Genomic DNA, 25,703 nt, shown 5'->3' with positions numbered 1-25,703 from the left:
ATGGTGCGACGCATCTTCTGGATGGCGGTCGGCGCCGGTGCCACCGTCTGGGCCATGAACAAGGCCAACGAGGCGGTCCACCGGCTCACCCCGGACAGCCTCTCCGGCACCGCCGCGCGCGGCGCGCTGAACCTGGGCGACGCGGCCAAGCGGTTCGCGCTGGACGTGAAGGCCGGGATGGCCGAGCGCGAGGAACAGCTGCGCGAGGACCTCGGACTGGACGGCACCGCCGTCGTGGAGCCCCGTCACCGCCGCGTCCTGCGCGGCGAGCCCCAGTACCGAGCTATCTCGGCGGCGCCCGGCAGCCCGGCCGCCGCCCTGCCTCCGTCCAGCAGCGCCCGCGCACCGTCCGACGGTGCCCGCACCACCCCCCAAGCCATCGAAAAGACGCCCCGACGTGCGCTTCCGCCGCGGGGCGGTACTGACCGGAAGGACCACTAATGGAGTCGGCAGAGATCCGCCGCCGCTGGCTGCGCTTCTTCGAGGAGCGCGGCCACACCGTCGTTCCGTCGGCGTCCCTGGTCGCCGACGACCCCACCCTGCTGCTGGTCAACGCCGGCATGGTGCCGTTCAAGCCGTACTTCCTGGGCGAGGTCAAGCCGCAGTTCTCGCGCGCGACCAGCGTGCAGAAGTGCGTCCGCACCCTGGACATCGAGGAGGTCGGGAAGACCACCCGGCACGGCTCCTTCTTCCAGATGTGCGGCAACTTCTCCTTCGGCGACTACTTCAAGGAAGGCGCCATCAAGTTCGCGTGGGAGCTGCTCACCGGCTCCGTCGCGGACGGCGGCTACGGCCTGGAGAAGGAGAAGCTCTGGATCACCGTCTACCAGGACGACGACGAGGCCGAGCAGATCTGGCGTGACGTCATCGGCGTCCCGTCCGAGCGCATCCAGCGGCTCGGCATGAAGGACAACTTCTGGTCGATGGGCGTCCCCGGCCCGTGCGGCCCGTGTTCGGAGATCAACTACGACCGCGGCCCCGCGTACGGCGAGGAGGGCGGCCCGGCCGTCAACGGCGAGCGCTACCTGGAGATCTGGAACCTGGTCTTCATGCAGTACGAGCGCGGCCACGGCGACGGCAAGGACGGTTTCGAGATCCTCGGCGACCTGCCGAGCAAGAACATCGACACCGGCCTCGGCCTGGAGCGCCTCGCCGCCATCCTCCAGGGCGTCGACAACCTCTTCGAGATCGACACCAGCCGGATGATCCTGGACCGGGCGGCCGAGCTGACCGGCCACACCTACGGGGCGGACCGCCGCTCGGACGTCTCGCTGCGCGTGGTCACCGACCACATCCGCACCGCCCTGATGCTGATCGGCGACGGCGTCACCCCCGGCAACGAGGGCCGCGGCTACGTGCTGCGCCGCATCCTGCGCCGCGCCATCCGCAACATGCGGCTGCTGGGCGCCACCGGTGTGGTCGCCAAGGACCTCACCGACGTCGCCATCAAGGCGATGGCCCCGCAGTACCCGGAGCTGGAGGCCGACCGCAAGCGCATCGAGACGGTCGTCGTCGGCGAGGAGGCGGCCTTCCTGCAGACCCTGAAGGCCGGCACCAGCCTGCTGGACGCCGCGGTCACCGAGACCAAGCAGGCCGGCGGCGCGGTGCTCTCCGGCGACCAGGCCTTCAAGCTGCACGACACCTACGGGTTCCCGATCGACCTCACCCTGGAGATGGCCGAGGAGCAGGGCCTCCAGGTCGACGAGAGCGGCTTCCGCCGCCTGATGCAGGAGCAGCGGGACCGCGCCAAGGCGGACGCCAGGGCCAAGAAGATGGGCCACGCCGACGTCGCCGCCTACCGCGAGGTCGCCGACAGCTCCGGTGCCAGCATCTTCACCGGCTACACGCGCACCGAGGGCGAGGCCACCGTGGTCGGCCTGCTGGTGGACGGCGTGCCGTCGCCGGCCGCGTCCGAGGGCGACGAGGTCGAGATCATCCTCGACCGCACCCCGTTCTACGCCGAGGGCGGCGGCCAGCTCGCCGACCACGGCCGGATCCGGCTGGACTCCGGCGCGGTCGTCGAGATCCGTGACGTGCAGCAGCCCGTCCCGGGCGTGGTCGTGCACTCCGGCGGCGTGCTGTTCGGCGAGGTCGTGCTCGGCTCCGCCGCGTACGCCACGATCGACGTCGAGCGCCGCCGGGCCATCGCCCGCGCCCACTCGGCCACCCACCTGACCCACCAGGCGCTGCGCGACGCGCTCGGCCCGACGGCCGCCCAGGCCGGTTCGGAGAACGCGCCGGGCCGCTTCCGCTTCGACTTCGGCTCGCCCGCCGCCGTGCCCGGCAGCGTGCTGGTCGACGTCGAGCAGAAGATCAACGACGTGCTGACCCGCGAGCTGGAGGTCACCGCCGAGGTCATGACGATGGACCAGGCCCGCAAGGCCGGCGCCATCGCGATGTTCGGCGAGAAGTACGGCGACGAGGTCCGGGTCGTCACCATCGGCGACTTCTCCAAGGAGCTGTGCGGCGGCACGCACGTCGGCAACACCGCCCAGCTGGGCCTGGTGAAGCTGCTCGGCGAGTCCTCGATCGGCTCCGGCGTGCGCCGCGTCGAGGCGCTGGTCGGCGCCGACGCGTACCGCTTCCTGGCCCGTGAGCACACGGTGGTCGCCCAGCTCACCGAGCTGGTCAAGGGCCGCCCGGAGGAGCTGCCGGAGAAGATCTCCGGCATGCTCGCCAAGCTCAAGGACGCCGAGAAGGAGATCGACCGCTTCCGCGCCGAGAAGGTGCTCGCGGCTGCCGCGGGCCTCGCCGACTCGGCCGAGGACGTGCGCGGCATCGCCGTGGTGGCCGCCAGGATCGGCGACGGCACCGGCGCGGACGAGCTGCGCAAGCTGGTCCTGGACGTGCGCGGCCGGCTGGGCTCGCGCCCGGCCGTGGTCGCCGCGTTCACCGTGGCGAACGGCCGCCCGCTGACCGTGATCGCCACCAACGAGGACGCCCGCGGGCGCGGCATCAAGGCCGGCGAGCTGGTCCGCACCGCGGCCAAGACCCTCGGCGGCGGCGGTGGCGGCAAGGACGACGTCGCCCAGGGCGGCGGCACCGACCCGGCCGCGGTCGACGCGGCCATCGCCGCCGTGCGCGGCCTGGTCGCGGAGCGCGCCTCCTGATGGACGAGCAGGTCGAGGAGCGGCCCTTCCGGCGCGGGCGGCGGATCGCCGTCGACGTCGGGGACGCCCGGATCGGGGTCGCGTCCTGCGACCCCGACGGGGTGCTCGCCACGCCGGTCGAGACCGTCCCGGCCGGGGCGAAGTCGCAGGCCAGGATCGCCGCGATCGTCGAGGAGTACGAAGCGGTCGAGGTGATCGTCGGACTGCCGCGCTCGCTCAGCGGCAAGGAGGGTCCGGCGGCGGAGAAGGTCCGGGGCTACGCGGCCCGGCTGGCCGACCGGCTCTGGCCGGTACCGGTCCGGCTGGTCGACGAGCGGATGTCCACCGTCACCGCGACCCACGGGCTGCGCGCCTCCGGGGTCAAGGCGAAGAAGGGCCGCTCGGTGGTCGACCAGGCCGCCGCCGTGGTGATCCTGCAGACCGCCCTTGAGTCCGAACGGGTGAGCGGACGCCCGCCCGGTGAGAGCGTCGAGGCGGACGGCTGACCGCCCTGGTCTAACGTCCCGGTGAGGGGCCCGTGCGGACGCGTCCGCACGGGCCCCTCTGCCGTTGCCGTCGTGCGCTTTCCGCGCGGGCCCGCCGAGGGGGCGCAGTGACCGACCTGGACTTCACGCCCGGACTCACCCCCGGCCACCTCGGTGCGCCGGTGCTCGAACCGGAGGGCCGCCCGCCGGGCGCGCCCCGCCCGAGACCTGACGCGCCGGATCCGCACCGCCGACGCAACGGGCTGGCCTGCCTGCTGACCGCGCTCTCGCTGATCGCGGTGTTCGGCGGGGCCGGGCTGGCCGGGTTCAGCTGGATCCAGGGGCAGCGCAAGCCGTCGGTCGCCGCGGACTACGCGGGCGCGGGATCCGGCTCCGTCCAGGTCTCGGTGCCGGAGGGCGCCGGGCTGAGCCAGATCGCCTCGGCGCTGGTGCGCAACGGCGTCGTCGCCAGCTCGATCGCCTTCACCCGGGCGGCCAAGGGCAGCGCCGCCGCCGCCGGGCGCATCCAGCCCGGCACCTACACGCTCCGGCAGAAGATGTCGGCGGCTGCCGCGCTCGCCGTGCTGGTCGACCCGGCCAACGCCAACGGCCTGACCATCCCCGAGGGGTGGCGCGGCAGCCAGATCTACGCGGCGATCGACCGGAAGCTCCAGCTGCCCGAGGGCAGCACCGAGAAGGCCGCGCAGGAGCAGGCCGCCGAACTGGGCCTGCCGGAGTTCACCAACGGCAGCCCCGAGGGGTACCTCTTCCCCGCGACGTACAGCGTCACCGAGGGCACCGACGCGGTCGACCTGCTCCAGCAGATGGTCGAGCGGGCCGGCAAGGAGTTCGCCCGGGACGACGCGGAGGTCGTCGCGCAGAACCTCGGCCAGAGCCTGTACGGGCTGGTGACCATCGCCAGCATGATCCAGGGCGAGGCCGACAACGCCGAGGACATGGGCAAGGTCTCCCGGGTCATCTACAACCGGCTGGCGAAGAACATGCCGCTCCAGCTGGACTCGACGATCAACTACGCGCTCGGGCGGTCGACGCTGAACACCAGCGTCACGGACACCCGGCTCGACTCGCCGTACAACACCTACCGGCACGCCGGGCTGCCGCCGACGCCGATCTCCAACCCGGGGCGGCAGGCGATCATGGCGGCGGTCGACCCGACGGCGGGGGACTGGCTCTACTTCGTCACCGTGAAGCCCGGGGACACCCGGTTCACCGACAGCTTCGAGGTGCAGCAGAAGAACGTGGCGGAGTTCAACGCCACCCGGGTGTCGGCGAGCCCGACGGCCACGGCGTCCGAGTCCTCCTCGGCGTCGGCCGGTGCGTCGGCGCCGTCCGGGGAGGCCGGGCACTGACGGTGTCGTCCCTGCCCGGCGAGGGTGAGGTGACGGTTCGGGGGTGGTGCGGCGCCGGTCCGGTGAAGGTCCGCCGGACCGGCGCGGCGGTCGTTCCCCCGAGGTCCACCGGCCGCGTACGGAGGGCCCCTTCGACGGCCGACGGCTCGGCCGGGAGACGGTCTGCGGTACGGTAGCGTCTCCGTCCAGGTGTTGCGCTAGCACGCCGGTTCGAGAATCAGCCGGGACACCGTCCCGGACGGCCGGGCCGATCCTCCGGTCGTCTCCGTCGGTATAAGGGGATCAATGACCGATCTGGGTCGGGGCTACGGCCCCCAGGGCTCCGAGCCGTGGAATCCGGACGATCCCGGGTACGGCGGTCAGCAGCCGGTCCCCGGCCAGCAGGACGGGCAGTGGCAGCAGCACTCCCAGCAGGCGCAGTACGGCGGCGGTGAACAGGGGTACCCGCAGCAGCAGATGCAGCCCGGCACGGGCCAGCAGGGCATGGGGCAGCAGGGTTACCCCCCGCAGGGTCAGCAGCAGGGGCACCAGCAACAGGGCTACCCGCAGCAGAATCAGCAGCAGGGCTACTCGCAGCAGGGTCAGCAGCAGGGCTACCCGCCGCAGGGGCAGGGCCAGCAGCAGTTCGCCGGCGGCCAGCAGGGTTACCCGCAGCAGCAGATGCCGCAGGGCACGCCGCAACAGGGGTACCCGCAGCAGCAGATGCAGTCCGGTGCGGGTCAGCAGGGCTACTCGCAGCAGGGCTACCCGCCGCAGGGGCAGGGCCAGCAGCAGTTCGCCGGCGGCCAGCAGGGTTACCCGCAGCAGCAGATGCCGCAGGGCACGCCGCAGCAGCCCGTACCCCAGCAGGCCGGGGCCCCGCAGGCCGGACCGCGGCAGCAGAAGGCGCCCGCCGCCGCGCAGCCCTCGGGTCCGGGCCCGGACGGCATCGACTGGGAGGCCGAGGCCGCCGCGCTGGAGGCCGGCGCCGACGGGCCGGAGACCGGCCCCGAGCACGCCGAGGACGAGTGGGACGGCCACGAGGAGGAGTACTCCGAGGACGCCGGCGAAGCGCTCGACGAGCAGGACGGGTTCCTCGGCGACCAGGACCAGTCCCGCGAGGCCAAGAAGAAGCGCAAGGAGAAGGGCAAGAAGTCGGGGCGCCGCAACGGCGGAGCCTGCCTGGTGGTCGCCCTGGTGCTGGTCGGTGCCGTGGGCGGCGCCGGCTGGTGGGGCTACGGCTTCTACCAGGACCACTTCGGCCCGCCGCCGGACTTCGTCGGCCAGGGTTCCGGCTCGACGACGGTCGAGATCAAGCAGGGCGCCGTGGGGGCCCAGATGGGCGCCGCGCTGAAGGCGGCCGGCGTGGTCAAGAGCGTCGACGCCTTCAGCAAGGCGTGCGAGAAGAACCCCAAGTGCACCACCATCCAGTACGGCACCTACACCCTCCCCCGCGAGATGTCGGCCGAGGCCGCGGTCGCGGCCCTCGTGGACGCGAACGGCGGCGAGAAGCTGATCGTCCAGGAGGGGCTGACGTCCACCGCCACCTTCGTGAAGATCGACGACAAGCTGAAGCTGGCCAAGGGCACCACGGCAGAGGTCGCCAAGGCCCAGGTCGGCAGCCTCGGCCTGCCCGCGTACGCCAACGGCAACATCGAGGGCTTCCTCTGGCCGGCCCGCTACTCGATCTCCGAGGGCATGAAGCCCGAGGACCTGCTCAAGCAGATGGTCAAGAACGCCGTCGAGCGCTATGCGAGCCTGGACGCGGAAGCCCCCAAGATCGGCCTCAAGAACGGCTACGAGGTGGTCATCGAGGCGAGCATCCTCCAGGCCGAGGGCAACAACCCGCAGGACTTCGCCAAGATGGCCCGGACCATCCAGAACCGGCTGGCCGACAAGGGCAAGATCGACGGCAAGCTCGGCATGGACACCACGCTGCAGTACGCGCTGGGCCGCAAGGTGCTCGACAAGAAGGACATCAACGACGCGTCCAACAAGTACAACACCTACTACAATCCGGGCCTGCCGCCCGGGCCGATCTCCAACCCGGGCGACGCCGCGCTCAAGGCGACGCTGAACCCGGCGGACGGCAAGTGGCTGTACTTCATCGCGATGTCGCCGGAGCTGACCCTGTTCGCGGACACGGACACCGAGCACGCGACCAACGTCGAGCAGTACTGCAAGGCGAACGGCCAGAAGTTCGACAAGGTGGCCGTCCACTGCACGACGAAGTGACAGCTGCTCAGGGAGACACCAGCGTGACCAGCAAGCACCGGGCCGCCGTCCTCGGCTCGCCGATCGCCCACTCGCTCTCGCCGGACTTGCACCGGGCGGCCTTCGCGGCGCTCGGGCTGGACGGCTGGCGCTACGACCGCTTCGAGGTCGACGAGGAGGGCCTGCCCGCCTTCCTCGACGGGCTGGACGAGACCCAGTGGGCGGGCTTCTCGCTCACGATGCCGCTCAAGCGCGCGGTCATCCCGCTGCTCGACGGGATCAGCGACGCCGCCCGCGCGGTCGAGGCGGTGAACACCGTGGTGTTCACCGCCGACGGGCGGCGGACCGGTGACAACACCGACATCCCCGGGCTGGTCAACGCACTGCGCGAGCGCGGCGTCACCGACGTCCCCTCGGCGGCCGTGCTCGGCGCCGGAGCCACCGCCTCCTCCGCGCTGGCGGCGCTGGCCCTGATCGGCACCCGCGAGGTGACCGTCTACGTGCGCAGCCCCGAGCGGGCCCGGGAGATGGCGGAGCTGGGGGAGCGGCTCGGCGTCGTCGTCCGGACCGCCGACTGGGCGCGCGGCGCGGAGGCGCTGGCCGAACCGCTGACCGTCTCCACCACGCCGGCCGGGGCCACCGACGGCTTCGCCGATGCGCTGCCGGCCGAGCCGGGCGCGCTGTTCGACGTGCTCTACCACCCATGGCCGACGAAGCTGGCGGCGGTCTGCGCGGAGCGCGGGGCGACCGTGCTGGGCGGGCTGGACCTGCTGGTGCACCAGGCGGTGCTGCAGGACGAGCTCTTCACCGGGCGGGTGCCCGGCCCGCTGGCGGCGGTCCGCGCGGCGGGCGAGGCGGCACTCGCCGGGCGCTGAGCCCGACCTCCCCCCGGTGGTCCCGTCCGCCGTTCGGCCGGTCGCTGTCCGTCACCCGGACCGTGCGTCCGGGTGGTCCCGCGGCATGAAAGGATTCGGGGGAGAAGGCATGCACGCCCGGGCGGGTCGCGGCTGCGCGGCCGGTCCGCTGATGAAGGAGCTCCGTTGGGTACGTTGCGCTGGCTGACGGCGGGGGAGTCGCACGGCCCCGCACTCGTCGCGACGCTGGAGGGCCTGCCCGCCGGTGTACCGGTCACCACGGCCGTGGTGGCCGACGCGCTGGCGCGTCGCCGGCTCGGCTACGGCCGCGGCGCACGGATGAAGTTCGAGCAGGACGAGGTGACCTTCCTCGGCGGCGTCCGGCACGGCGAGACCATGGGCAGCCCGGTGGCGATCATGGTCGGCAACACCGAGTGGCCGAAGTGGGAGCAGGTCATGTCGGCCGACCCGGTCGACCCCGAGGTGCTGGCCGGTCTCGGCCGCAACGAGGCGCTCACCCGCCCCCGCCCCGGCCACGCCGACCTGGCCGGCATGCAGAAGTACTCGCTCGACGAGGCCCGCCCGATCCTGGAGCGCGCCAGCGCCCGTGAGACGGCCGCCCGGGTCGCGCTCGGCGCCGTCGCCCGCGCGTTCCTCAAGGAGACCTGCGGCATCGAGATCGTCAGCCACGTGGTCGAGCTGGCGGCCGCCAAGGCCCCGGCCGGTGTGCTGCCGCTGCCGTCCGACGAGGCGAGGCTGGACGCGGACCCGGTCCGCTGCCTGGACCCCGACGCCTCCGAGGCGATGGTCGCCGAGATCGACCAGGCCCACAAGGACGGCGACACCCTCGGCGGTGTGGTCGAGGTCCTCGCCTACGGCGTGCCGGTCGGCCTCGGCTCCCACGTGCACTGGGACCGCCGGCTGGACGCCCGTCTGGCCGCCGCGCTGATGGGCATCCAGGCGATCAAGGGCGTCGAGGTCGGCGACGGCTTCGACCTGGCCCGGGTGCCCGGCTCCCAGGCGCACGACGAGATCGTCCCGACCCCCGAGGGCGCCCGGCGCACCTCCGGGCGTTCCGGTGGCACCGAGGGCGGCCTCTCCACCGGCGAGCTGCTGCGGGTGCGCGCCGCGATGAAGCCGATCGCGACCGTTCCGCGCGCGCTGCGCACCATCGACGTGCGGACCGGCGAGCCGGCCAAGGCACACCACCAGCGTTCCGACGTCTGTGCCGTGCCGGCCGCCGGCATCGTCGCGGAGGCGATGGTCGCCCTGGTGCTGGCCGACGCGGTGAGCGAGAAGTTCGGCGGTGACCACGTGTCGGAGACCCGCCGCAACGTGCGGAGCTACCTCGACCACCTGGTCGTCCGATGACCGCACCCGTCGTGGTGCTGGTCGGGCCGCCCGGCAGTGGCAAGTCCACCGTCGGGCAGACCGTCGCCGAGCGGCTCGGCGTCGGGTTCCGGGACACCGACGCGGACGTCGAGGCACAGGCGGGCAAGCCCATCCCCGACATCTTCATCGACGAGGGCGAGCCGCACTTCCGCGCGCTGGAGGCGGCGGCCGTGCGGGCCGCCGCCGCGACCCACGGCGGCGTGCTCGCACTCGGCGGCGGCGCGGTGATGGCGGACGCCACCCGCGACCTGCTGCGCGGGCTGCCGGTGGTCTTCCTGGAGGTCCCGCTGGCCGACGCGGTCAAGCGGGTCGGCCTCGACGCCCCCCGCCCGCTGCTGGCCGTCAACCCGCGGGCCCGCTGGCGCGAGCTGATGGAGGCCCGTCGTCCCCTCTACCTGGAGGTGGCCACCGCCGTCGTCGACACCGCCGGCCGCACCCCCGGGCAGGTCGCGGACGCCGTACTGGAAGCACTGGAGCTGAAGACCCCCCATGACTGACATCGTCACGATCCACGTCGGCGGCAGTGCCGGCCACGACCCGTACGACGTGCTGATCGGGCACCAGTTGCTCGGCGAGCTGGCGCCGTTGATCGGCGGCCGGGCCCGGCGGGTGGCGATCATCCACCCGGAGGCGCTGGAGGCCACCGCCGAGGCGGTCCGGGAGGACCTGCTCGGTGAGGGCTACGAGGCGATCGCCCTCCAGGTGCCCAACGCCGAGGAGGCCAAGAGCGCCGAGGTCGCCGCCTACTGTTGGTCGGTGCTCGGCCAGACCGGCTTCACCCGCAGCGACGTCGTCGTCGGCCTCGGCGGCGGTGCCACCACCGACCTGGCCGGCTTCGTCGCCGCCACCTGGCTGCGCGGGGTCCGCTGGATCTCGATGCCCACCACGCTGCTCGGCATGGTCGACGCGGCGGTCGGCGGCAAGACCGGCATCAACATCGCCGAGGGCAAGAACATGGTCGGCTCCTTCCACCCGCCGGTGGGCGTGCTGGCCGACCTCGGCACCCTGGAGACGGTTCCGAAGCACGACTACGTGTCCGGCCTCGCCGAGGTCGTCAAGTGCGGCTTCATCGCCGACCCGGCCATCCTCGACCTGATCGAGGCCGACCCGGAGGGCGCCAGGACGCCCGCCGGGCCGCACACCGTCGAGCTGATCCGGCGCGCCATCCAGGTCAAGGCCGACGTGGTCTCCGGCGACCTCAAGGAGTCCGGCCGGCGGGAGATCCTCAACTACGGGCACACCCTCGGTCACGCCATCGAGCGCAACGAGCGGTACAAGTGGCGGCACGGCGCCGCGATCTCGATCGGCATGGTGTTCGCCGCCGAACTGGGCCGGCTGGCCGGGCGGCTGGACGACGAGACCGCCGACCGGCACCGCAGCGTGCTGGCCTCGGTCGGTCTGCCGCTCAGCTACCGCGCGGACGCCTGGCCGAAGCTGCTGGACGCGATGAAGATCGACAAGAAGTCCCGCGGCGACCTGATCCGGTTCATCGTGCTGGACGGCCTCGGCAAGACCTCCGTGCTGGAGGGCCCCGACCCGTCCCTGCTGGTCGCGGCCTACGCGGAGGTCTCCTCGTGACCAGGGTCATGGTGCTCAACGGCCCCAACCTCGGGCGGCTCGGCAGCCGGGAGCCGGACGTCTACGGCTCCACCTCGTACACCGGGCTGGTCGAGCGCTGCACCGCGCTCGGCACGGAGCTGGGCTTCGAGGTCGAGGTGCACGAGACCAACTCCGAACAGCAGATGGTCGAGTGGCTGCACGAGGCGGCCGACGGCCGGGTCCCGGTGGTGATCAACCCCGGCGCGTTCACCCACTACTCGTACGCGATGCGGGACGCCGCCGCGCAGCGGACCGCGCCGCTGATCGAGGTGCACATCTCCAACCCGTACGCCCGGGAGACCTTCCGGCACACCTCGGTGATCGCCGCGGTGGCGTCCGGCACGATCGCCGGATTCGGGCTCGGCTCGTACGAGCTGGCCCTGCGTGCGCTCGCCGAGCAGCTCACCACGGGCTGACGGGCGGACGGCGCGCGTGTCGGCGGCCCGGCGGCGGACTGTGTCAGCTGCCGGGCCGCCGTGTAGTGTCCCCGCTGAAAAGAAGTCGGGAGGTGACCGTGACGCAGTACGCCGGGGATGGCGGGCTCCCCCCACGTCCCGTCGCTCCGCCGGTCCCGCCGGGTCCCGGTAGCGCCGCCGGGCCGGTCGCGTCCGCGTCCTCGCAGGACTCCCTGTCGGGGCCGCCGACCGTACCCGTGCCGGTGGTCCGGCCCGGGCCGCCCACGGGCCCGCCGGCCGGTCCGCCCCCGGTGCCGCCCGCACCGGGCCCGGCCTCCGTGCCCGCCCCGGGACCCCCAGGTCCGCCGCCCGTGCGGCTGGCCCCCGCCCCGGCCCCGGTACCGGCCGGCGCCACCGGGCACTTCCTGCTGCCCTCCGGCTCGCCCGTCCAGCTCCCGGCGCACCCGCCGCAGCCGCACGCGCCCTCCGGCCCGATCGCGGTCCTGCTGATCGGCCCTGCCGGGGCGGGCAAGACCACCGTCGCGCGGCACTGGGCCGAGCGGCGCCCCAGCCCGACCGCGCACATCAGCCTCGACGACGTCCGCGAGTGGGTGCAGTCCGGCTTCGCCAACCCGCAATCCGGCTGGAACAACGCCTCCGAGGCGCAGTACCGGCTGGCCCGCCGGACGTGCGGCTTCGCCTGCCGCAACTACCTCGCCAACGGCATCTCCTGCATCATCGACGACGCGGTCTTCCCCGACCGCCCGGCGATCGGCCTCGGCGGCTGGAAGCGGCACATCGGGCCCGGCATGATCCCGGTGGTGCTGCTGCCCAGCCTGGACTCGGTGCTCAGCCGCAACGCCCGGCGGGGCGGCAACCGGCGGCTCGGGGACGAGGAGGTGGCACGGATCCACGGCCGGATGGCCGGCTGGTACAACTCCGGGCTGCCGATCATCGACAACTCCCACCTGGACGTCGCGGCGACCGCCGCCGAGCTGGACCGGGTGATCCTGGCCCGGCTGCTGGGCATCCCGGTGCGCTGAGCGGCCCGTCCGGCCGGTCCCGGCCGGTCCCGCCCTCCGGTTCGTGCGGCCCTCCGACCGTGCGGCCCTCCGTCGTCGCGGCCGGCCTGTCGGTGCCGACTGCGATGATGGACGGGTCCTGATCGAACCACCGGGGGGAGCCGAGCCCGTGCCGGAAGGCCATATCATCCACCGTCTCGCCGCCGAGAACCACCGGGCCTTCGGCGGCCGTCCGGTCCGCGCCAGCAGTCCGCAGGGCCGGTTCACCGACAGCGCCGCGCTGATCGACGGCCAGGAGCTGGTCGCGGCGGAGGCCACCGGGAAGCACCTGTTCCTCGGCTTCGCGGACGACGCGTGGGTGCACGTCCACCTCGGGCTGTACGGCGGCTTGACCTTCGGCGACGGGCCCGCTCCGGTGCCGGTGGGCCTGGTCCGGCTGCGCCTGGAGAACGACGACCACTTCGCCGACCTCCGCGGCCCCAACACCTGCGCGCTGATCACCGGTGCGGAGAAGGCGGCCGTCGCCGCCCGGCTCGGCCCCGACCCCCTGCGGGGCGATGCCGATCCGGAGCTCGCCTGGCGGCGGATATCCGGCAGCCGGACGACGGTCGCGGCGCTGCTGATGGACCAGAAGGTGCTGGCGGGGGTCGGCAACGTCTACCGCGCCGAGGTGCTGTTCCGGCACGGCATCGACCCGCACCGGGCCGGCCGCGACCTTCGCCGCGCCGAGTGGGACGCGATCTGGACGGACCTGGTCGCGTTGATGCGCGAGGGTGTCGGCGCGGGCCGGATCGACACCGTCCGGCCGGAGCACACCCCGGAGGCGATGGGCCGCCCGCCGCGCGTGGACGACCACGGCGGCGAGGTCTACGTGTACCGGCGGGCCGCGATGCCGTGTCTGGTCTGCGGCACCGACGTCCGGACCGAGGAGCACGCGGCGCGGAACCTCTTCTGGTGCCCGTCCTGCCAGCGGGCGTAGCCGTTCCGGGCAGCTGACGAGGGCTCCGGGGCGGCGCCGCCCGGCAGCCGACCGGGGTGCCGACCCGGGGTTGCCCCCTGCCCGGCCGGTCGGTCAGCCGGCCGCGGCGGCGCTCCCGGGCTCCACCTCGTCGGCCGGGTGGTCGGGGAACTCGACGTGCTCGTCACCGGCGCACTCGTCGAGCAGGGGGCGCATGGCCTCGTCCACAAGCCGGTAGCGCACCACACGTCCGTCCTTCTCCCCGGCCACCACGGCGGCGGTGCGCAGCAGGCGCAGTGCCTGCGAGACGGCCGGGTCGCGCATGCCGGTGGCGACCGCCAGGTCGCTGACGGCCAGGGGACCGGCCCGGTGCAGGGCGAGCAGCAGGGAGAGCCGCCCGGGGTCGGCGAGCAGGGAGAACCGCTCGGCCCAGGCGCGGACGTGGCCGGTGTCGCCGATCGCCGCGATCGCCTCGCAGACCCGGTGTCCGTCGATGGTGCGATGGCCCGCGCGGTCGGCCGGTACGAGATGCATGCCCGCATTCTTGCAGCCGGCGACCTGTGATCCTTGACACCTGCGCAGGTGCGCAGCCTTGCACGGGTGTTCGGGGACCTCTACGTTGATCCCCGCCGTGGTGCTCGGGAAGACCGGTGGAGGATCCCAGGGGTCCCAGTCCGGAGCGGCCCTCGCCACTGTGATCGGGGGAGTCGTCCGTGCCCACGACGCCACTGGGTGCCTCGCGCACCTGGGAAGGCGGGTACGGAAGCCCGTAAGCCAGGAGACCGGCCACGGCATCTCACGAAGTATTTCCACGAGGTGCTGGAGCGTGATCCCACGATGACCCTGCCCGAGACCGCCGCCGATCCCGCAGTGTCCGCCGCCCTGCCGACCTTCCGCTGGAGACGGGCGGACACCCTCCGCACGGCCGGCCTGATGGGCGTGATCCTGGCCATGCACGTGGTGGCCTTCGGCACCCTGATCTTCCTGGTCGCGCCGGAGAAGTACGAGGTCGGAACCCAGGTCTTCGGGGTGGGCCTGGGCATCACCGCCTACACCCTCGGTATGCGGCACGCCTTCGACGCCGACCACATCGCGGTGATCGACAACACCACCCGCAAGCTCATGGCGGACGGCAAGCGGCCGGTCTCGGTGGGCTTCTGGTTCGCCCTCGGGCACTCCTCGATGGTCGTGCTGATGGCGGCCCTGGTCGCGGGCGGCGCCCAGCTCGCCGGCACGCTGATGGACGACGAGTCCACCACCCACCAGTGGCTGGGCGTGGTCGGCACCTCGGCCTCCGGCGTCTTCCTCTACCTGATCGGCGCGCTCAACCTGGCCGCGCTGTTCGGCATCCTCAAGGTGTTCCGCTCGATGCGCGCCGGGCGGTACGACGAGGCCGAGCTGGAGGAGCACCTGAACGCGCGGGGCTTCCTGGCCCGGGTGCTCAACCGGGCGACCCGTTCGATCACCCGGCCGGGGCAGATGTTCCCGGTCGGCATGGTGCTGGGCCTGGGCTTCGACACCGCGACCGAGGTGTCGCTGATGGTGATGGCCGGCTCCGGCGCCGCCTCCGGCCTGCCCTGGTACGCGATCATCTGCCTGCCGCTGCTGTTCGCGGCCGGGATGAGCCTGTTCGACACGCTGGACGGCACGTTCATGAACTTCGCCTACCAGTGGGCGTTCTCCAACCCGGTGCGGAAGGTGTACTACAACCTGACCATCACCGGGCTGTCGATCGCGGTGGCGTTCATCATCGGGACGATCGAGCTGGTCGGGGTGCTGCACGAGAAGCTCGACCTCACCGACCCGGTGAGCGGCTGGGTCGCGGAGATCTCGCTGGACAACGTCGGCTACGCGATCGTCGCGCTGTTCGTGGTGGTCTGGGCCGCGGCCATCGCGTACTGGCGGCTGGCTGGTGTCGAGCGGAAGTGGAGCCCGCAGGCGGTCCGGCCGGTGCCGGCCGCCGGACCGGTCGTCGAGCAGGCCGGCGACGGCTCGTAGCCGACGCGGGACCGGGCGGCGCCCGCCGGACCCCTCCACGGGTCCGGCGGGCGCCGTCCGCGTGCCCGGGTGGGGGCGTTCGGCGGGCGGATCGGGGTGCGGGTTCGTACGCTCGACCCATGTCTGATGCGTACGCGGGCCGGCGGGAGCGGTTGCGGGAGCACTGCAGTGCGACCGGGGCCGACGCGGCGCTGATCACCAGGGCGGCGAACGTGCGGTACCTGACCGGGTGCCCGCCGTGCGGCGCGACGCTGCTGCTCACCCGGGATCAGGTGCTGCTGACACTGCCGGACGACCTGCCGCCGGACGACACGGGGGAGCACCTGATCGCCCCGGACGTCACCCAGGTCCCGGTCGCGGCGGGCGCCGACACCGCGCTGGCCGCCGCCGCCTCCGTGGCGGGGCTGCGGGTGGGACGGCTGGCGGTCGAGGAGCACGACCTGACCGTCACCCGGCACCGGGCGGTGGCGGGTCTGGCCGAGGGGACGCGGCTCGGCGACCTGGGCCAGGCGGTGGAGCGGCTGCGGGTGGTGAAGGACGAGCACGAGATCGCCGACCTGCGGATCGCGGCCGAGATCGCCGACCAGGCGCTCGGCGAGCTGCTGGAGTCGATCCTGGTCGGCCGGACCGAGCGGCACCTGGCGATGGAGCTCGAACGCCGGATGATCGACCACGGCGCGGACCGGGCGGCCTTCCCGGTCTCGGTCGGCACCGGCAGCCACTCGGGCCAGCAGGCGCACCAGCCCACCGACCGGAGGGTGGAGGAGGGCGACTTCCTGACCGTGGTGCTCGGCGCGCGGTACCGCGGGTACGGGGTGTCGACGGCCCGGACCTTCGTGATCGGAGCGGCCCCCGCGCCCTGGCAGGTGGAGCTGCACCGGCTGGTGTTCCGCGCCCAGCGGGCGGGCCGGGAGGCGCTCGGACCGGGCGTCGAGCAGTGTGTGCCCGACCGGGCCGTGCGGGAGATCCTCAAGGCGGCGGGGCACACCGAGACCTCTCCGCGCCCGGTCGGTCACGGCATCGGTCTGGAGATCCGGGAGGCGCCGCGCCTCGGTCCCTCGGACATGGGTAAACTGGACAGCCGCGTGCCGGTCACCGTCGGTCCAGGAGTCCACCTCCCGGGCCGGGGAGGCGTCCGGATCGAGGACACGCTCGTGGTGCGCCCCCTTGAGGAGGGCGGGCCCGAGCTGCTCACCATCACCACCAAGGAGCTCCTCGCCCTGTGACCCAGGACGCAACCCTTGGTTCCTTGACAGCTATATCCAGGAGTAAGTGCGCCCGTGGCTTCCACGAACGATCTCAAGAACGGCATGGTCCTCAAGCTGGAGGGCGGCAAGCTCTGGTCCGTCGTCGAGTTCCAGCACGTCAAGCCCGGCAAGGGCCCGGCCTTCGTGCGCACCAAGCTCAAGGAGGTCCTGACGGGCAAGGTCGTCGACAAGACCTTCAACGCCGGTACCAAGGTCGAGACCGCCAACGTCGACAAGCGCGGCATGCAGTTCTCGTACAAGGACGGCGAGAACTTCGTGTTCATGGACACGGACACCTACGACCAGATCCCGGTCGAGCCGGCCGTCGTCGGCGACGCCTCCAAGTACCTGCTGGAGGGCTTCGAGGCCCTGGTCGCCATGTACGAGGGCGCCCCCCTGTACATCGAGCTGCCGGCCTCGGTCGAGCTGCTCATCTCGCACACCGAGCCGGGCGTGCAGGGCGACCGCTCCACCGGTGGCTCCAAGCCGGCCACGCTGGAGACCGGCGCCGAGATCGCCGTCCCGCTCTTCATCGTCACCGGCGAGAAGATCAAGGTCGACACCCGCGACGGCAGCTACCTCGGCCGGGTGAAGTAAGTCCGTGTCGTCCGCACGTACCAAGGCCCGCACGCGAGCCTTCCAGATCCTGTTCGAGGCCGACCACCGTGGGGTCGACCCGCTGACGGTCCTCGCCGACTGGGTGGCCCGGGCCCGGGAGCCCAAGCCGGACGAGGGCACCCCGCAGGTGGGCGAGTACACGATGGAGCTGGTCGAGGGCTACGTCCAGTACGCCCGCCGCATCGACGAGCTGATCTCGCAGTACTCGGTCGGCTGGACGCTCGACCGGATGCCGATCGTGGACCGCAACGTCCTGCGGCTCGGCGCGTACGAGCTGATCTGGGAGGACGGCGTCCCTGACGCGGTCGTCCTGGACGAGGCGGTCGAGATCGCCAAGGAGTTCTCCACGGACGACTCCCCGGCCTTCGTCAACGGCCTGCTCGCCCGCTTCATGGAGCTGAAGCCCGGCATCCGCCGGTAGCGGCTCCCCACGTCACCGACGGCCGTCGGACCGGGAACGGTCCGACGGCCGTCGTGCGTTCTCCCGGGGTGGCGTATGTTGGTGCCCTACTCGCCAGTAACCCGGTGCGCCGGCGGCCCACGCCCGTCGGCGACCCCGCAGCGAAGGGCAGGCCACCCCCCATGACCACGGCGATCCGCAGCGAGTTCGACCAGGGCATCGCCCTGACCCCGCATCCGGACGAGTCCGGCCGGTACGACGGCGAACTCGGCGCCGGCTGGCAGATCGGCGGCGGCGTCAACGGCGGACTGCTTCTCGCGGTGGCCGGCCACGCGCTCGCGCTGGAGCACGGCTCCCGCCCGGAGAGCGCCGACCACGCCGACCCGGTCTCGATCAGCGGCTACTACCTCTCCGCCTCCACGCCCGGCCCGGCCACCGTCCGGACCGAGGTGATCCGCACCGGCCGCTCGCTCTCCACCGGCACCGCCTCGCTCAGCCAGGACGGCGTCGAGCGGCTGCGGGTGATCGCCACCCACGGCGACCTCGCCGCGGTCGAGGGCGAGGTGCGCACCAGCGCCCGGCCGCCCCAGCTGCCGCCGCCGGACCAGTGCGTCGGCGTCGAGCACGCGCCCAAGGAACTCATCGCGCAGGCCGCCCTGTTGGAGCGGTTCGACATGCGGCTCGACCCGTCCACCATCGGCTGGGCGCTCGGTCAGCCGTCGGGGGAGGGGCGGATCCAGGGATGGTTCCGGCTCGCCGACGGGCGCGAGCCCGACCCGCTGCTCCTCCTGCTGGTCGCCGACGCGCTGCCGCCGGTCACCTTCGACCTCGGCATGCCGGGCTGGGCGCCGACCGTCGAACTGACCGTGCACCTGCGGGCCAAGCCCGTTCCGGGGTGGCTGCGGGTCGTGCACGCCACCCGGAACCTGGCCGGCGGGTACTTCGAGGAGGACGCCGAGGTCTGGGACGAGGCCGGCCGACTGGTCGCGCAGTCCCGCCAGTTGGCCCGGGTGCCGCGCCAGGCGTGAGGCTGCACGGGACGGGCGTGCGGTCGTGTCGGAGCGCCCGGCGTGCGGAGTAGGCAGGCCGGCGCGAGGCCGGTCGAGTGCGCCGGTTCTCCTGAGCTCGGCGTGATCGGGCCAGTACGAGGCGTGACCGAGCGACGGCGCGTGAGCCGGATGCGCGGGGCGTGACGGCCCGTCCGCACAACCGTGCGTGACTCCAAACACCCGATTCACCCTCGGTTACAGTCCTGTGACACGCCGTACGTGTGCGCCACGCGGGGTGGGGGAGGACAACGGTCGGCGGCGACCCCCGCCGCCGACCCGACCGCCGCCCGCCCGCCCGAGGAGTCCCGATGAGCCGCAACGGCCGCGCCCGCCGCACCCCCGACTGCACCGCCGCCGGGCCCCGGCCGCGGGCGCGCTCCCGGTACGAGCGGGCCGAGCGGGCGGACCGGGCGGAGCGGACCGAGGGGCACGAGCGGATCGAGGGGCGCGACCGGCACCGGGCCGACAACGGCGGCCAGGCCTTCGTCATCGGCGTGCTGGCCAGCGCGGCCGACTTCGAGCGGGCCCGCGCCTGGCAGCTCTCCGACGCCCCGGACCACGAGCAGTACCTGCACGAGACCGCCGAACTGCTCGCCGAGGCCCGGCGCCGCTTCGACACCGTCCGGGCCCGGATGTTCCACCCGCAGGACTTCGCCGACTTCTGTCTGCTGCACGGGCTCGACCCGGCCGAGCCGGCCGCCCGCGACCGGTACCTCGTCAACCCGCCGCTGCAGACCCAGCTCCTGGCCTACCAGGGTGAGGAGCTGGTCGGCGACTACGTCCCCCGGCTGGTCCGGGCCCGGGAGAACGGGCTGACGCTGCGCCATGCCGACCTCCTGCTCGACGGCGGGCTGTACGGGGAGCGCGACGGGGCGGTGCAGGCGGCCTACGAGCGCGGCGCCGAGGTGTTCCGCCGGATGCTGCTCGGCGCCGGCAGCGGGGTCTACGAGCTGCGCCTCGCGGTGGACGCGCCCGGCGGACGGCTCACCGCGGCGGCCCGGGTCCTCCAGTGGGAGGACGGTGTGGTGCGGATCAACGACGAGGACCTGGAGCTGCTCTGCGCGGTGCTCTGCACGGGGCTGGCCCGCGAGCTGCCGGCCCTGGCGGTGCTGCACGGCGCGCAGGGCTCTGCGGCGTCCTGCGGGGAGTACCGGCCGACGGCCTGGGCCTGGGCGAGCGAGGGCCGGGTGTGGGCGCCGGCAGGCGGCCCGGTCCGGCTGGACGGGGTGGCCGCGGAGCCGGGCTACCGGCTGGAGACGGTCTGCTGAGCGGTCTGCCGAGCGACCGCCGGGGCGGCGGGGCGGAAGCCGGGGCGGCGTCGCCGAGGACGCGCCGCGGCGCGGCTCCCGGGAGGGGAGCCGCGCCGTGACGTTTCTGCTGGGTACTGACCCGGCCGCTGCTTCGGGTACTTCCGGTCTCCCGCGGCGGCGGGAGACGGTGCGGCGAGCCTCAGCCCGCCTCCTCCTCGCGCACCGCGCGGCGCGCGTCGGGGTTGAGCACACCCCAGGAGATCAGCTGCTCGGTGAGGATCGACGGCGACTGGTCGTAGATCACGGCGAGGGTGCGCAGATCGTCCTGGCGGATCGACAGCACCTTGCCGTTGTAGTCGCCGCGCTGGCTCTGGATGGTCGCCGCGTAACGCTGCAGCGGACCGGCCTTTTCGGACGGGACCTGGGTCAGTCTCTCCAGGTCGAGGACCAGGCGCGGCGGCGGCTCCGCCGCACCGCCGGGCGTCCCGCCGGGCAGCAGCTCCTGCACCGGGACCCCGTAGAACTCCGCCAGTTCGGCCAGCCGCTGCACGGTGACCGCACGGTCGCCGCGCTCGTACGAGCCGACGACGACTGCCTTCCAGCGCCCCTGGGACTTCTCCTCGACACCGTGCAGGGAGAGCCCCTGCTGAGTGCGGATGGCTCGGAGCTTGCCTCCGAGCTGCTTCGCGTAGTCGCTGGACATTGATCTCCCCGGACGAGATTGCTTCGCGTTCAGTGGTGGGTCACGGGCGATTGCCGGCGTCGCTACCGGTAGGTTCGACGCCCATCTCGTAACTCACTGTGAGGTTACGTAGAGTGAGGTAGTTGCGTCAAGCCGAATGGGGCAGTCGTGCGAATGGCCCGCATCAGCCGTGCGTCCGGCGCGTGAACCCGGAGAAGCGGAATGATGGCCGTCGGTTAGCCGGCGGCCGCGCTGATACGATGAACCGAGGCCACGCCACGTCGGCGGGGCCCTTCCAGACATCCTTTAAGACCCGTCCCGTGAGGCGGGGAAGGAGGTCCGCTTCGGCATGACCGCACACCACGAGACCACTCCGCGACCGCCGCACCAGGTGCTGGACGGCACGGACATCGCCCGGGTCGTCACCCGGATAGCGCACGAGATCGTCGAACGCGCCAAGGGCGCCGAGGACGTCGTGCTGCTCGGCATCCACACCAGGGGCGTCCACCTCGCCAAGCGCCTGCACACCCGGCTGGCGCAGATCACCGGACGCGACATCCCGCTCGGCACCCTGGACATCACCATGTACCGGGACGACCTGCGGCTGAAGCCCGCCCGCGCCCTGGAGCACACCGAGATCCCGCCCGGCGGCATCGACGGCAGACTCGTCATCCTCGTCGACGACGTGCTCTTCTCCGGCCGCACCATCCGGGCCGCGCTCGACGCGCTCAACGACATCGGCCGGCCGCGCGCCGTCCAGCTCGCCGTCCTGGTCGACCGCGGCCACCGCGAGCTGCCGATCCGCGCCGACTACGTGGGCAAGAACCTGCCCACCTCGCTGCGCGAGGCCGTCCAGGTGCGGCTCGCCGACCGCGACGGCGTGGACGCCGTCCTGGTCGGGGACCGCGACTTCGCGGCCCGCTCCTCGCAGGCCCTGGCCGCCCAGCCGTCCGCACCGCACCTCCCGGAGTAGCCCGCGTGAAGCGCCATCTCGTCTCCGCCGCCGATCTCACCCGCGACGACGCGCTGCTCATTCTGGACACCGCCGAGGAGCTGGCCCAGCTCTCCGGTCGGGCCGTCAAGAAGCTGCCCACGCTCCGCGGCCGGACGGTCGTCAACCTCTTCTTCGAGGACTCGACCCGGACCAAGACCTCCTTCGAGGCCGCCGAGAAGCGGCTCTCCGCCGACGTCATCAACTTCTCCGCCAAGGGCTCGTCCGTCTCCAAGGGCGAGAGCCTCAAGGACACCGCGCTCACCCTGCAGGCCATGGGCGCCGACGCGGTCGTCATCCGGCACCACGCCTCCGGCGCGCCGGCCCGCCTCGCCCAGTCCGACTGGCTGCACGGCAGCGTGATCAACGCCGGTGACGGCACCCACGAGCACCCCACCCAGGCGCTGCTCGACGCGTTCACCATGCGCCGCCACCTCAACCCGGGCCACGGCCACGACCTCGCGGGCCGCCGGGTGACCATCGTCGGCGACATCCTGCACAGCCGGGTCGCCCGCTCCAACGTGCACCTGCTGACCACGCTCGGCGCCCACGTCACCTTCGTCGCCCCGCCGACGCTGCTGCCGATCGGCATCGAGAACTGGCCCTGCGAGGTCAGCTACGACCTGGAGAGCGTGCTCCCCAAGTCGGACGCCGTGATGATGCTCCGGGTGCAGCGCGAGCGGATGAACGCCGCCTTCTTCCCGACCGAGCGCGAGTACAGCCGCCGCTACGGCCTCAACGGGGCCCGGATGGCCCAGCTGCCCGGGCACGCCATCGTCATGCACCCCGGCCCGATGGTCCGCGGCATGGAGATCACCGCCGAGGTCGCCGACTCGCCGCGCTGCACCGTCGTCGAGCAGGTCGCCAACGGCGTCTCCATCCGGATGGCCGTGCTCTACCTGCTGCTCGGCGGAGCCACCCTCAACGACGCCCCCCGCACCGACTCCGTGGAGACTGCTCAGTGACCACCTACCTGATCCGCAACGCCCAGATCCTCGGCGGTGCCCCGCAGGACCTCCACCTCGCCGACGGCATCGTCCAGGCGATCGGCACCGGCCTCGACGCCGAGGTCGACATCGAGATCGACGCCGGCGGGCTGATCGTCCTGCCCGGCCTGGTCGATCTGCACACCCACCTGCGGGAGCCCGGACGCGAGGACGCCGAGACCGTCCTCACCGGCACCCAGGCCGCCGCCAAGGGCGGCTTCACCGCCGTCCACGCCATGGCCAACACCTTCCCGGTGGCCGACACCGCCGGCGTGGTCGAGCAGGTCTGGCGGCTCGGCCAGGAGTCCGGCTACTGCGACGTGCAGCCGGTCGGCGCCGTCACCGTCGGTCTGGAGGGCAAGAAGCTCGCCGAGCTCGGCGCGATGCACGACTCCGCGGCCGGTGTCCGGGTCTTCTCCGACGACGGCAAGTGCGTCGACGACGCCGTGATCATGCGCCGCGCCCTGGAGTACGTGAAGGCCTTCGACGGCGTCGTCGCCCAGCACGCCCAGGAGCCGCGCCTGACCGAGGGCGCCCAGATGAACGAGGGCCAGGTCTCCGGCGAGCTCGGCCTGGGCGGCTGGCCCGCCGTCGCCGAGGAGGCGATCATCGCCCGCGACGTGCTGCTCGCCGCGCACGTCGGCTCCCGGCTGCACGTCTGCCACGTCTCCACCGCCGGCTCGGTCGAGATCGTCCGCTGGGCGAAGGCCAAGGGCTGGGACGTCACCGCCGAGGTGACCCCGCATCACCTGCTGCTCACCGACGAGCTGGTCCGCTCCTACGACCCGGTGTACAAGGTCAACCCGCCGCTGCGCACCGCCGAGGACGTCCAGGCGCTGCGCAAGGCGCTCGCCGACGGCACCATCGACGCCGTCGCCACCGACCACGCGCCGCACCCGTCCGAGGACAAGGACTGCGAGTGGGCCGTGGCCGCGATGGGCATGGTCGGCCTGGAGACCGCGCTGTCGGTCGTCCAGCAGACCATGGTCGAGACCGGCCTGCTGAACTGGGAGGGCGTCGCCGACCGGATGTCGCACCGCCCGGCCCGGATCGGCCGTCTGGCCGGGCACGGCCGGCCGATCTCGGTGGGTGAGCCCGCCAACCTGGTGCTCTTCGATCCCGCGTACCGTGGTGCCGTGAATCCCGACAGCTTCGCCACCCGCTCCCGGAACACGCCCTACCGGGGCCTCGACCTGCCCGGACGGGTGCACGCCACCTTCCTGCGCGGCACCGCGACCGTGCTGGCCGGCGAGCTGGTCGAGCAGGGCGGGCTCGCGTGACCTCCGCCCTGCTGGCCCAGGAACAGGCCAGGGTCACCAACTGGCCCGGCTACATCGGCTGGGCGATCGGTCTGCTCCTGGTGATCAGCCTCGTCTACTGGCTGATGCGCCAGGGCTGGAACTGGCGCCGCACGCTGCAGTCCGGCATCCCGCCGCTGCCCGCCGTGCCGGAGCGCGCCGGCCGGACCATCCTGGAGACCAGCGGCCGGTACCACGGCAGCACCACCGCCGGGAACTGGCTCGACCGGGTTGTCGCGCACGGCCTGGGCACCCGCAGCCGCGCCGACCTGACCCTCGGCGCGAACGGCCTGCTGGTGCAGCGCCCCGGCGACGTCGACTTCTGGATCCCCGCCGACCACCTGACCGGTGCCCGTACGGACTCCGGGATAGCCGGCAAGGTCGTCCCGTCCGGACTCCTCGTCGTCTCCTGGACGCACGAGGGCACCGAGCTGGACTCCGGGTTCCGGTTCGACCACCCCGACGAGCACGCCGCCTGGGTCGAGGCGATCGCTCGATTTGCCACACGTACGACCACGAAGACGGAAGAGGCCGCGCAATGACCGCACCTGCCCCCACCACGCAGCGCCAACGGCGGGAGCGTATTCCCGCCGTGCTCGTCCTGGAGGACGGCCGGACCTTCCGCGGCGAGGCCTACGGTGCGACCGGCGAGACCTTCGGCGAGGCGGTCTTCAACACCGGCATGTCCGGCTACCAGGAGACCCTCACCGACCCGTCGTACCACCGCCAGGTGGTCGTGATGACCGCCCCGCAGATCGGCAACACCGGCTGGAACGACGAGGACGACGAGTCCAAGCAGATCTGGGTCGCCGGGTACGTCGTCCGCGACCCCGCCCGCGTCGCGTCCAACTGGCGCTCGCTCCGCCCGCTCGACGAGGAGCTCGTCCGACAGGGCGTCGTCGGCATCAGCGGCATCGACACCCGGGCGCTCACCCGCCACCTGCGCGAGCGCGGCGCCATGCGCTGCGGGATCTTCTCCGGCGAGGCGCTGGCCGACCAGGCCGAGCTGCTCGGCCGGGTGCAGTCCTCGGCCGAGATGAAGGGCGCCGACCTGTGCGCCGAGGTCGCCACGACCGAGTCGTACGTGGTCCCGGCGATCGGTGAGAAGCGCTTCACCGTCGCCGCGCTGGACCTCGGCATCAAGGCGATGACCCCGCAGCGGATGGCCGAGCGCGGCATCGAGGTGCACGTGCTGCCGGCGAACTCGACCGTCGAGGACGTCTACGCCGTCAACCCCGACGGCGTCTTCTTCTCCAACGGCCCGGGCGACCCGGCCACCGCCGACCACCAGGTCGCCGTGGCGCAGGCGGTGCTGGAGCGCAGGACCCCGTTCTTCGGGATCTGCTTCGGCAACCAGATCCTCGGCCGCGCGCTGGGCTTCGGCACGTACAAGCTCAAGTACGGCCACCGCGGCATCAACCAGCCGGTGCAGGACCGCACCACCGGCAAGGTCGAGGTCACGGCGCACAACCACGGCTTCGCCGTGAACGCACCGCTGGACAAGGTGAGCGACACCCCCTTCGGGCGCGTCGAGGTCTCCCACGTCTGCCTCAACGACGACGTGGTCGAGGGCCTCCAGGCCCTGGACGTCCCCGCCTTCAGCGTGCAGTACCACCCTGAAGCGGCAGCGGGTCCGCACGACGCCGCCTACCTGTTCGACCGCTTCGTGAAGCTCATGGAGGGCCAGCGTGCCTAAGCGCAGTGACATCAAGTCCGTTCTGGTGATCGGTTCCGGCCCGATCGTGATCGGTCAGGCGGCGGAGTTCGACTACTCGGGTACGCAGGCGTGCCGGGTGTTGCGGGCCGAGGGTCTGCGGGTGGTGCTGG

General features: G+C 72.8%; 26 protein-coding genes and 1 riboswitch. Of the genes, 24 read left to right on the top strand and 2 right to left on the bottom strand.

What is annotated here, in order from left to right; genetic code table 11:
• The 12 genes from PUR61_RS28090 (at nt 1) to PUR61_RS28035 (ending at nt 13,378) form a co-directional block, all read left to right on the top strand.
• A complete protein-coding gene (locus PUR61_RS28090) occupies nt 1–441 on the top strand; it encodes a DUF6167 family protein (RefSeq protein WP_329882240.1) in 441 nt (146 codons plus the stop codon).
• Entirely contained in the window at nt 441–3,110 is a 2,670-nt protein-coding gene (gene alaS / locus PUR61_RS28085) for an alanine--tRNA ligase (protein WP_329882239.1), read from the top strand. Before PUR61_RS28090 ends, alaS begins: the two co-directional genes overlap by 1 nt.
• Entirely contained in the window at nt 3,110–3,595 is a 486-nt protein-coding gene (ruvX, locus tag PUR61_RS28080; RefSeq protein WP_329882237.1) for a Holliday junction resolvase RuvX, read from the top strand. Before alaS ends, ruvX begins: the two co-directional genes overlap by 1 nt.
• Before the next feature lie 107 nt (nt 3,596–3,702).
• The gene (gene mltG / locus PUR61_RS28075; protein ID WP_329882236.1) at nt 3,703–4,944 is read left to right on the top strand and encodes an endolytic transglycosylase MltG; all 1,242 of its coding nucleotides are present in this window, start codon (nt 3,703–3,705) and stop codon (nt 4,942–4,944) included.
• Between the two features lie 285 nt (nt 4,945–5,229).
• Nucleotides 5,230–7,158, top strand: a complete 1,929-nt coding sequence (mltG, locus tag PUR61_RS28070; protein ID WP_329882235.1) for an endolytic transglycosylase MltG — start codon at nt 5,230–5,232, stop codon at nt 7,156–7,158.
• Nucleotides 7,159–7,181: 23 nt separating this feature from the next.
• A complete protein-coding gene (locus tag PUR61_RS28065) occupies nt 7,182–8,012 on the top strand; it encodes a shikimate dehydrogenase (RefSeq protein ID WP_329882234.1) in 831 nt (276 codons plus the stop codon).
• A gap of 165 nt (nt 8,013–8,177) precedes the next feature.
• Nucleotides 8,178–9,362, top strand: a complete 1,185-nt coding sequence (aroC, locus tag PUR61_RS28060; RefSeq protein ID WP_329882233.1) for a chorismate synthase — start codon at nt 8,178–8,180, stop codon at nt 9,360–9,362.
• Entirely contained in the window at nt 9,359–9,880 is a 522-nt protein-coding gene (locus PUR61_RS28055; RefSeq protein ID WP_329882232.1) for a shikimate kinase, read from the top strand. Before aroC ends, PUR61_RS28055 begins: the two co-directional genes overlap by 4 nt.
• Complete coding sequence (gene aroB, locus PUR61_RS28050; protein ID WP_329882231.1) at nt 9,873–10,961, top strand: 3-dehydroquinate synthase; 1,089 nt, start codon at nt 9,873–9,875, stop codon at nt 10,959–10,961. Before PUR61_RS28055 ends, aroB begins: the two co-directional genes overlap by 8 nt.
• An 8-nt stretch (nt 10,962–10,969) precedes the next feature.
• Complete coding sequence (gene aroQ / locus PUR61_RS28045) at nt 10,970–11,398, top strand: type II 3-dehydroquinate dehydratase (RefSeq protein WP_329882371.1); 429 nt, start codon at nt 10,970–10,972, stop codon at nt 11,396–11,398.
• 98 nt (nt 11,399–11,496) lie between these two features.
• Nucleotides 11,497–12,420, top strand: a complete 924-nt coding sequence (locus PUR61_RS28040) for an AAA family ATPase (protein WP_443035250.1) — start codon at nt 11,497–11,499, stop codon at nt 12,418–12,420.
• Nucleotides 12,421–12,568: 148 nt separating this feature from the next.
• Complete coding sequence (locus tag PUR61_RS28035) at nt 12,569–13,378, top strand: Fpg/Nei family DNA glycosylase (protein ID WP_329882230.1); 810 nt, start codon at nt 12,569–12,571, stop codon at nt 13,376–13,378.
• A 93-nt stretch (nt 13,379–13,471) separates the two neighbouring features.
• Here PUR61_RS28035 and PUR61_RS28030 read toward each other — a convergent pair whose 3' ends face one another.
• Nucleotides 13,472–13,891: an ArsR/SmtB family transcription factor gene (locus PUR61_RS28030; RefSeq protein ID WP_329882229.1), complete on the bottom strand. Its 420-nt coding sequence runs from the start codon at nt 13,889–13,891 to the stop codon at nt 13,472–13,474.
• An 81-nt stretch (nt 13,892–13,972) separates the two neighbouring features.
• Nucleotides 13,973–14,162, top strand: a riboswitch (cobalamin riboswitch).
• A 32-nt stretch (nt 14,163–14,194) separates the two neighbouring features.
• Here PUR61_RS28030 and PUR61_RS28025 point away from each other — a divergent pair.
• The 6 genes from PUR61_RS28025 to PUR61_RS28000 all read left to right on the top strand — a co-directional run bounded on the left by PUR61_RS28025 (nt 14,195) and on the right by PUR61_RS28000 (nt 19,937).
• Nucleotides 14,195–15,355, top strand: coding sequence for a HoxN/HupN/NixA family nickel/cobalt transporter (locus PUR61_RS28025; RefSeq protein WP_329882228.1), 1,161 nt, complete (start codon nt 14,195–14,197; stop codon nt 15,353–15,355).
• Between the two features lie 119 nt (nt 15,356–15,474).
• Nucleotides 15,475–16,581 (top strand): M24 family metallopeptidase, encoded by a 1,107-nt coding sequence (locus PUR61_RS28020; protein ID WP_329882226.1) that lies wholly within the window; start codon nt 15,475–15,477, stop codon nt 16,579–16,581.
• Nucleotides 16,582–16,635: 54 nt separating this feature from the next.
• Entirely contained in the window at nt 16,636–17,199 is a 564-nt protein-coding gene (gene efp / locus PUR61_RS28015; RefSeq protein ID WP_329882225.1) for an elongation factor P, read from the top strand.
• Between the two features lie 4 nt (nt 17,200–17,203).
• The gene (gene nusB / locus PUR61_RS28010) at nt 17,204–17,641 is read left to right on the top strand and encodes a transcription antitermination factor NusB (RefSeq protein WP_329882223.1); all 438 of its coding nucleotides are present in this window, start codon (nt 17,204–17,206) and stop codon (nt 17,639–17,641) included.
• Between the two features lie 161 nt (nt 17,642–17,802).
• Nucleotides 17,803–18,648, top strand: coding sequence for a thioesterase family protein (locus tag PUR61_RS28005; protein WP_329882221.1), 846 nt, complete (start codon nt 17,803–17,805; stop codon nt 18,646–18,648).
• 329 nt (nt 18,649–18,977) lie between these two features.
• The gene (locus PUR61_RS28000) at nt 18,978–19,937 is read left to right on the top strand and encodes a hypothetical protein (protein WP_329882220.1); all 960 of its coding nucleotides are present in this window, start codon (nt 18,978–18,980) and stop codon (nt 19,935–19,937) included.
• A gap of 181 nt (nt 19,938–20,118) precedes the next feature.
• Here the strand turns inward: PUR61_RS28000 and bldD are convergent, their stop codons facing one another.
• On the bottom strand, nt 20,119–20,622 hold the full coding sequence (gene bldD / locus PUR61_RS27995; protein WP_045692870.1) for a transcriptional regulator BldD: 504 nt from the start codon (nt 20,620–20,622) through the stop codon (nt 20,119–20,121).
• A 328-nt stretch (nt 20,623–20,950) separates the two neighbouring features.
• Between bldD and pyrR the strand changes: the two genes are divergently transcribed.
• From pyrR to PUR61_RS45535, 6 genes are all read left to right on the top strand, one after another.
• Complete coding sequence (gene pyrR / locus PUR61_RS27990) at nt 20,951–21,574, top strand: bifunctional pyr operon transcriptional regulator/uracil phosphoribosyltransferase PyrR (protein ID WP_329882219.1); 624 nt, start codon at nt 20,951–20,953, stop codon at nt 21,572–21,574.
• Nucleotides 21,575–21,579: 5 nt separating this feature from the next.
• Nucleotides 21,580–22,557, top strand: coding sequence for an aspartate carbamoyltransferase catalytic subunit (locus PUR61_RS27985; RefSeq protein WP_329882218.1), 978 nt, complete (start codon nt 21,580–21,582; stop codon nt 22,555–22,557).
• The gene (locus tag PUR61_RS27980; protein WP_329882217.1) at nt 22,554–23,858 is read left to right on the top strand and encodes a dihydroorotase; all 1,305 of its coding nucleotides are present in this window, start codon (nt 22,554–22,556) and stop codon (nt 23,856–23,858) included. The genes PUR61_RS27985 and PUR61_RS27980 overlap by 4 nt, the downstream gene beginning before the upstream one ends.
• Nucleotides 23,855–24,418, top strand: a complete 564-nt coding sequence (locus tag PUR61_RS27975) for a PH-like domain-containing protein (RefSeq protein WP_329882216.1) — start codon at nt 23,855–23,857, stop codon at nt 24,416–24,418. The genes PUR61_RS27980 and PUR61_RS27975 overlap by 4 nt, the downstream gene beginning before the upstream one ends.
• Entirely contained in the window at nt 24,415–25,572 is a 1,158-nt protein-coding gene (gene carA / locus PUR61_RS27970) for a glutamine-hydrolyzing carbamoyl-phosphate synthase small subunit (protein ID WP_329882215.1), read from the top strand. Before PUR61_RS27975 ends, carA begins: the two co-directional genes overlap by 4 nt.
• The coding region (locus tag PUR61_RS45535; RefSeq protein WP_443035146.1) for a carbamoyl phosphate synthase preATP-grasp domain-containing protein at nt 25,565–25,703 on the top strand (139 nt) is incomplete at its 3' end. The genes carA and PUR61_RS45535, both read left to right, overlap by 8 nt.

Origin of the sequence: Streptomyces sp. BE20 (assembly GCF_036322525.1) — a bacterium.
Taxonomy (GTDB): Bacteria; Actinomycetota; Actinomycetes; order Streptomycetales; family Streptomycetaceae; genus Kitasatospora.
Note: the sequence above shows the minus strand (reverse complement) of the source record. Positions and strands in the feature narration are given on the sequence as shown.

What these genes read in the sequence shown, in the direction of transcription:
- PUR61_RS28005 (WP_329882221.1), top strand. Translation starts at nt 17,803, where the DNA reads ATGACCACGGCGATCCGCAGCGAGTTCGACCAGGGCATCGCCCTGACC.
- PUR61_RS28025 (WP_329882228.1), top strand. Translation starts at nt 14,195, where the DNA reads ATGACCCTGCCCGAGACCGCCGCCGATCCCGCAGTGTCCGCCGCCCTG.
- mltG (WP_329882235.1), top strand. Translation starts at nt 5,230, where the DNA reads ATGACCGATCTGGGTCGGGGCTACGGCCCCCAGGGCTCCGAGCCGTGG.
- bldD (WP_045692870.1), bottom strand. Translation starts at nt 20,622, where the DNA reads ATGTCCAGCGACTACGCGAAGCAGCTCGGAGGCAAGCTCCGAGCCATC.
- carA (WP_329882215.1), top strand. Translation starts at nt 24,415, where the DNA reads ATGACCGCACCTGCCCCCACCACGCAGCGCCAACGGCGGGAGCGTATT.
- PUR61_RS28000 (WP_329882220.1), top strand. Translation starts at nt 18,978, where the DNA reads ATGAGCCGCAACGGCCGCGCCCGCCGCACCCCCGACTGCACCGCCGCC.
- aroQ (WP_329882371.1), top strand. Translation starts at nt 10,970, where the DNA reads ATGGTGCTCAACGGCCCCAACCTCGGGCGGCTCGGCAGCCGGGAGCCG.
- PUR61_RS28030 (WP_329882229.1), bottom strand. Translation starts at nt 13,891, where the DNA reads ATGCATCTCGTACCGGCCGACCGCGCGGGCCATCGCACCATCGACGGA.
- PUR61_RS28055 (WP_329882232.1), top strand. Translation starts at nt 9,359, where the DNA reads ATGACCGCACCCGTCGTGGTGCTGGTCGGGCCGCCCGGCAGTGGCAAG.
- PUR61_RS28090 (WP_329882240.1), top strand. Translation starts at nt 1, where the DNA reads ATGGTGCGACGCATCTTCTGGATGGCGGTCGGCGCCGGTGCCACCGTC.
- PUR61_RS28020 (WP_329882226.1), top strand. Translation starts at nt 15,475, where the DNA reads ATGTCTGATGCGTACGCGGGCCGGCGGGAGCGGTTGCGGGAGCACTGC.
- pyrR (WP_329882219.1), top strand. Translation starts at nt 20,951, where the DNA reads ATGACCGCACACCACGAGACCACTCCGCGACCGCCGCACCAGGTGCTG.
- alaS (WP_329882239.1), top strand. Translation starts at nt 441, where the DNA reads ATGGAGTCGGCAGAGATCCGCCGCCGCTGGCTGCGCTTCTTCGAGGAG.
- ruvX (WP_329882237.1), top strand. Translation starts at nt 3,110, where the DNA reads ATGGACGAGCAGGTCGAGGAGCGGCCCTTCCGGCGCGGGCGGCGGATC.
- aroB (WP_329882231.1), top strand. Translation starts at nt 9,873, where the DNA reads ATGACTGACATCGTCACGATCCACGTCGGCGGCAGTGCCGGCCACGAC.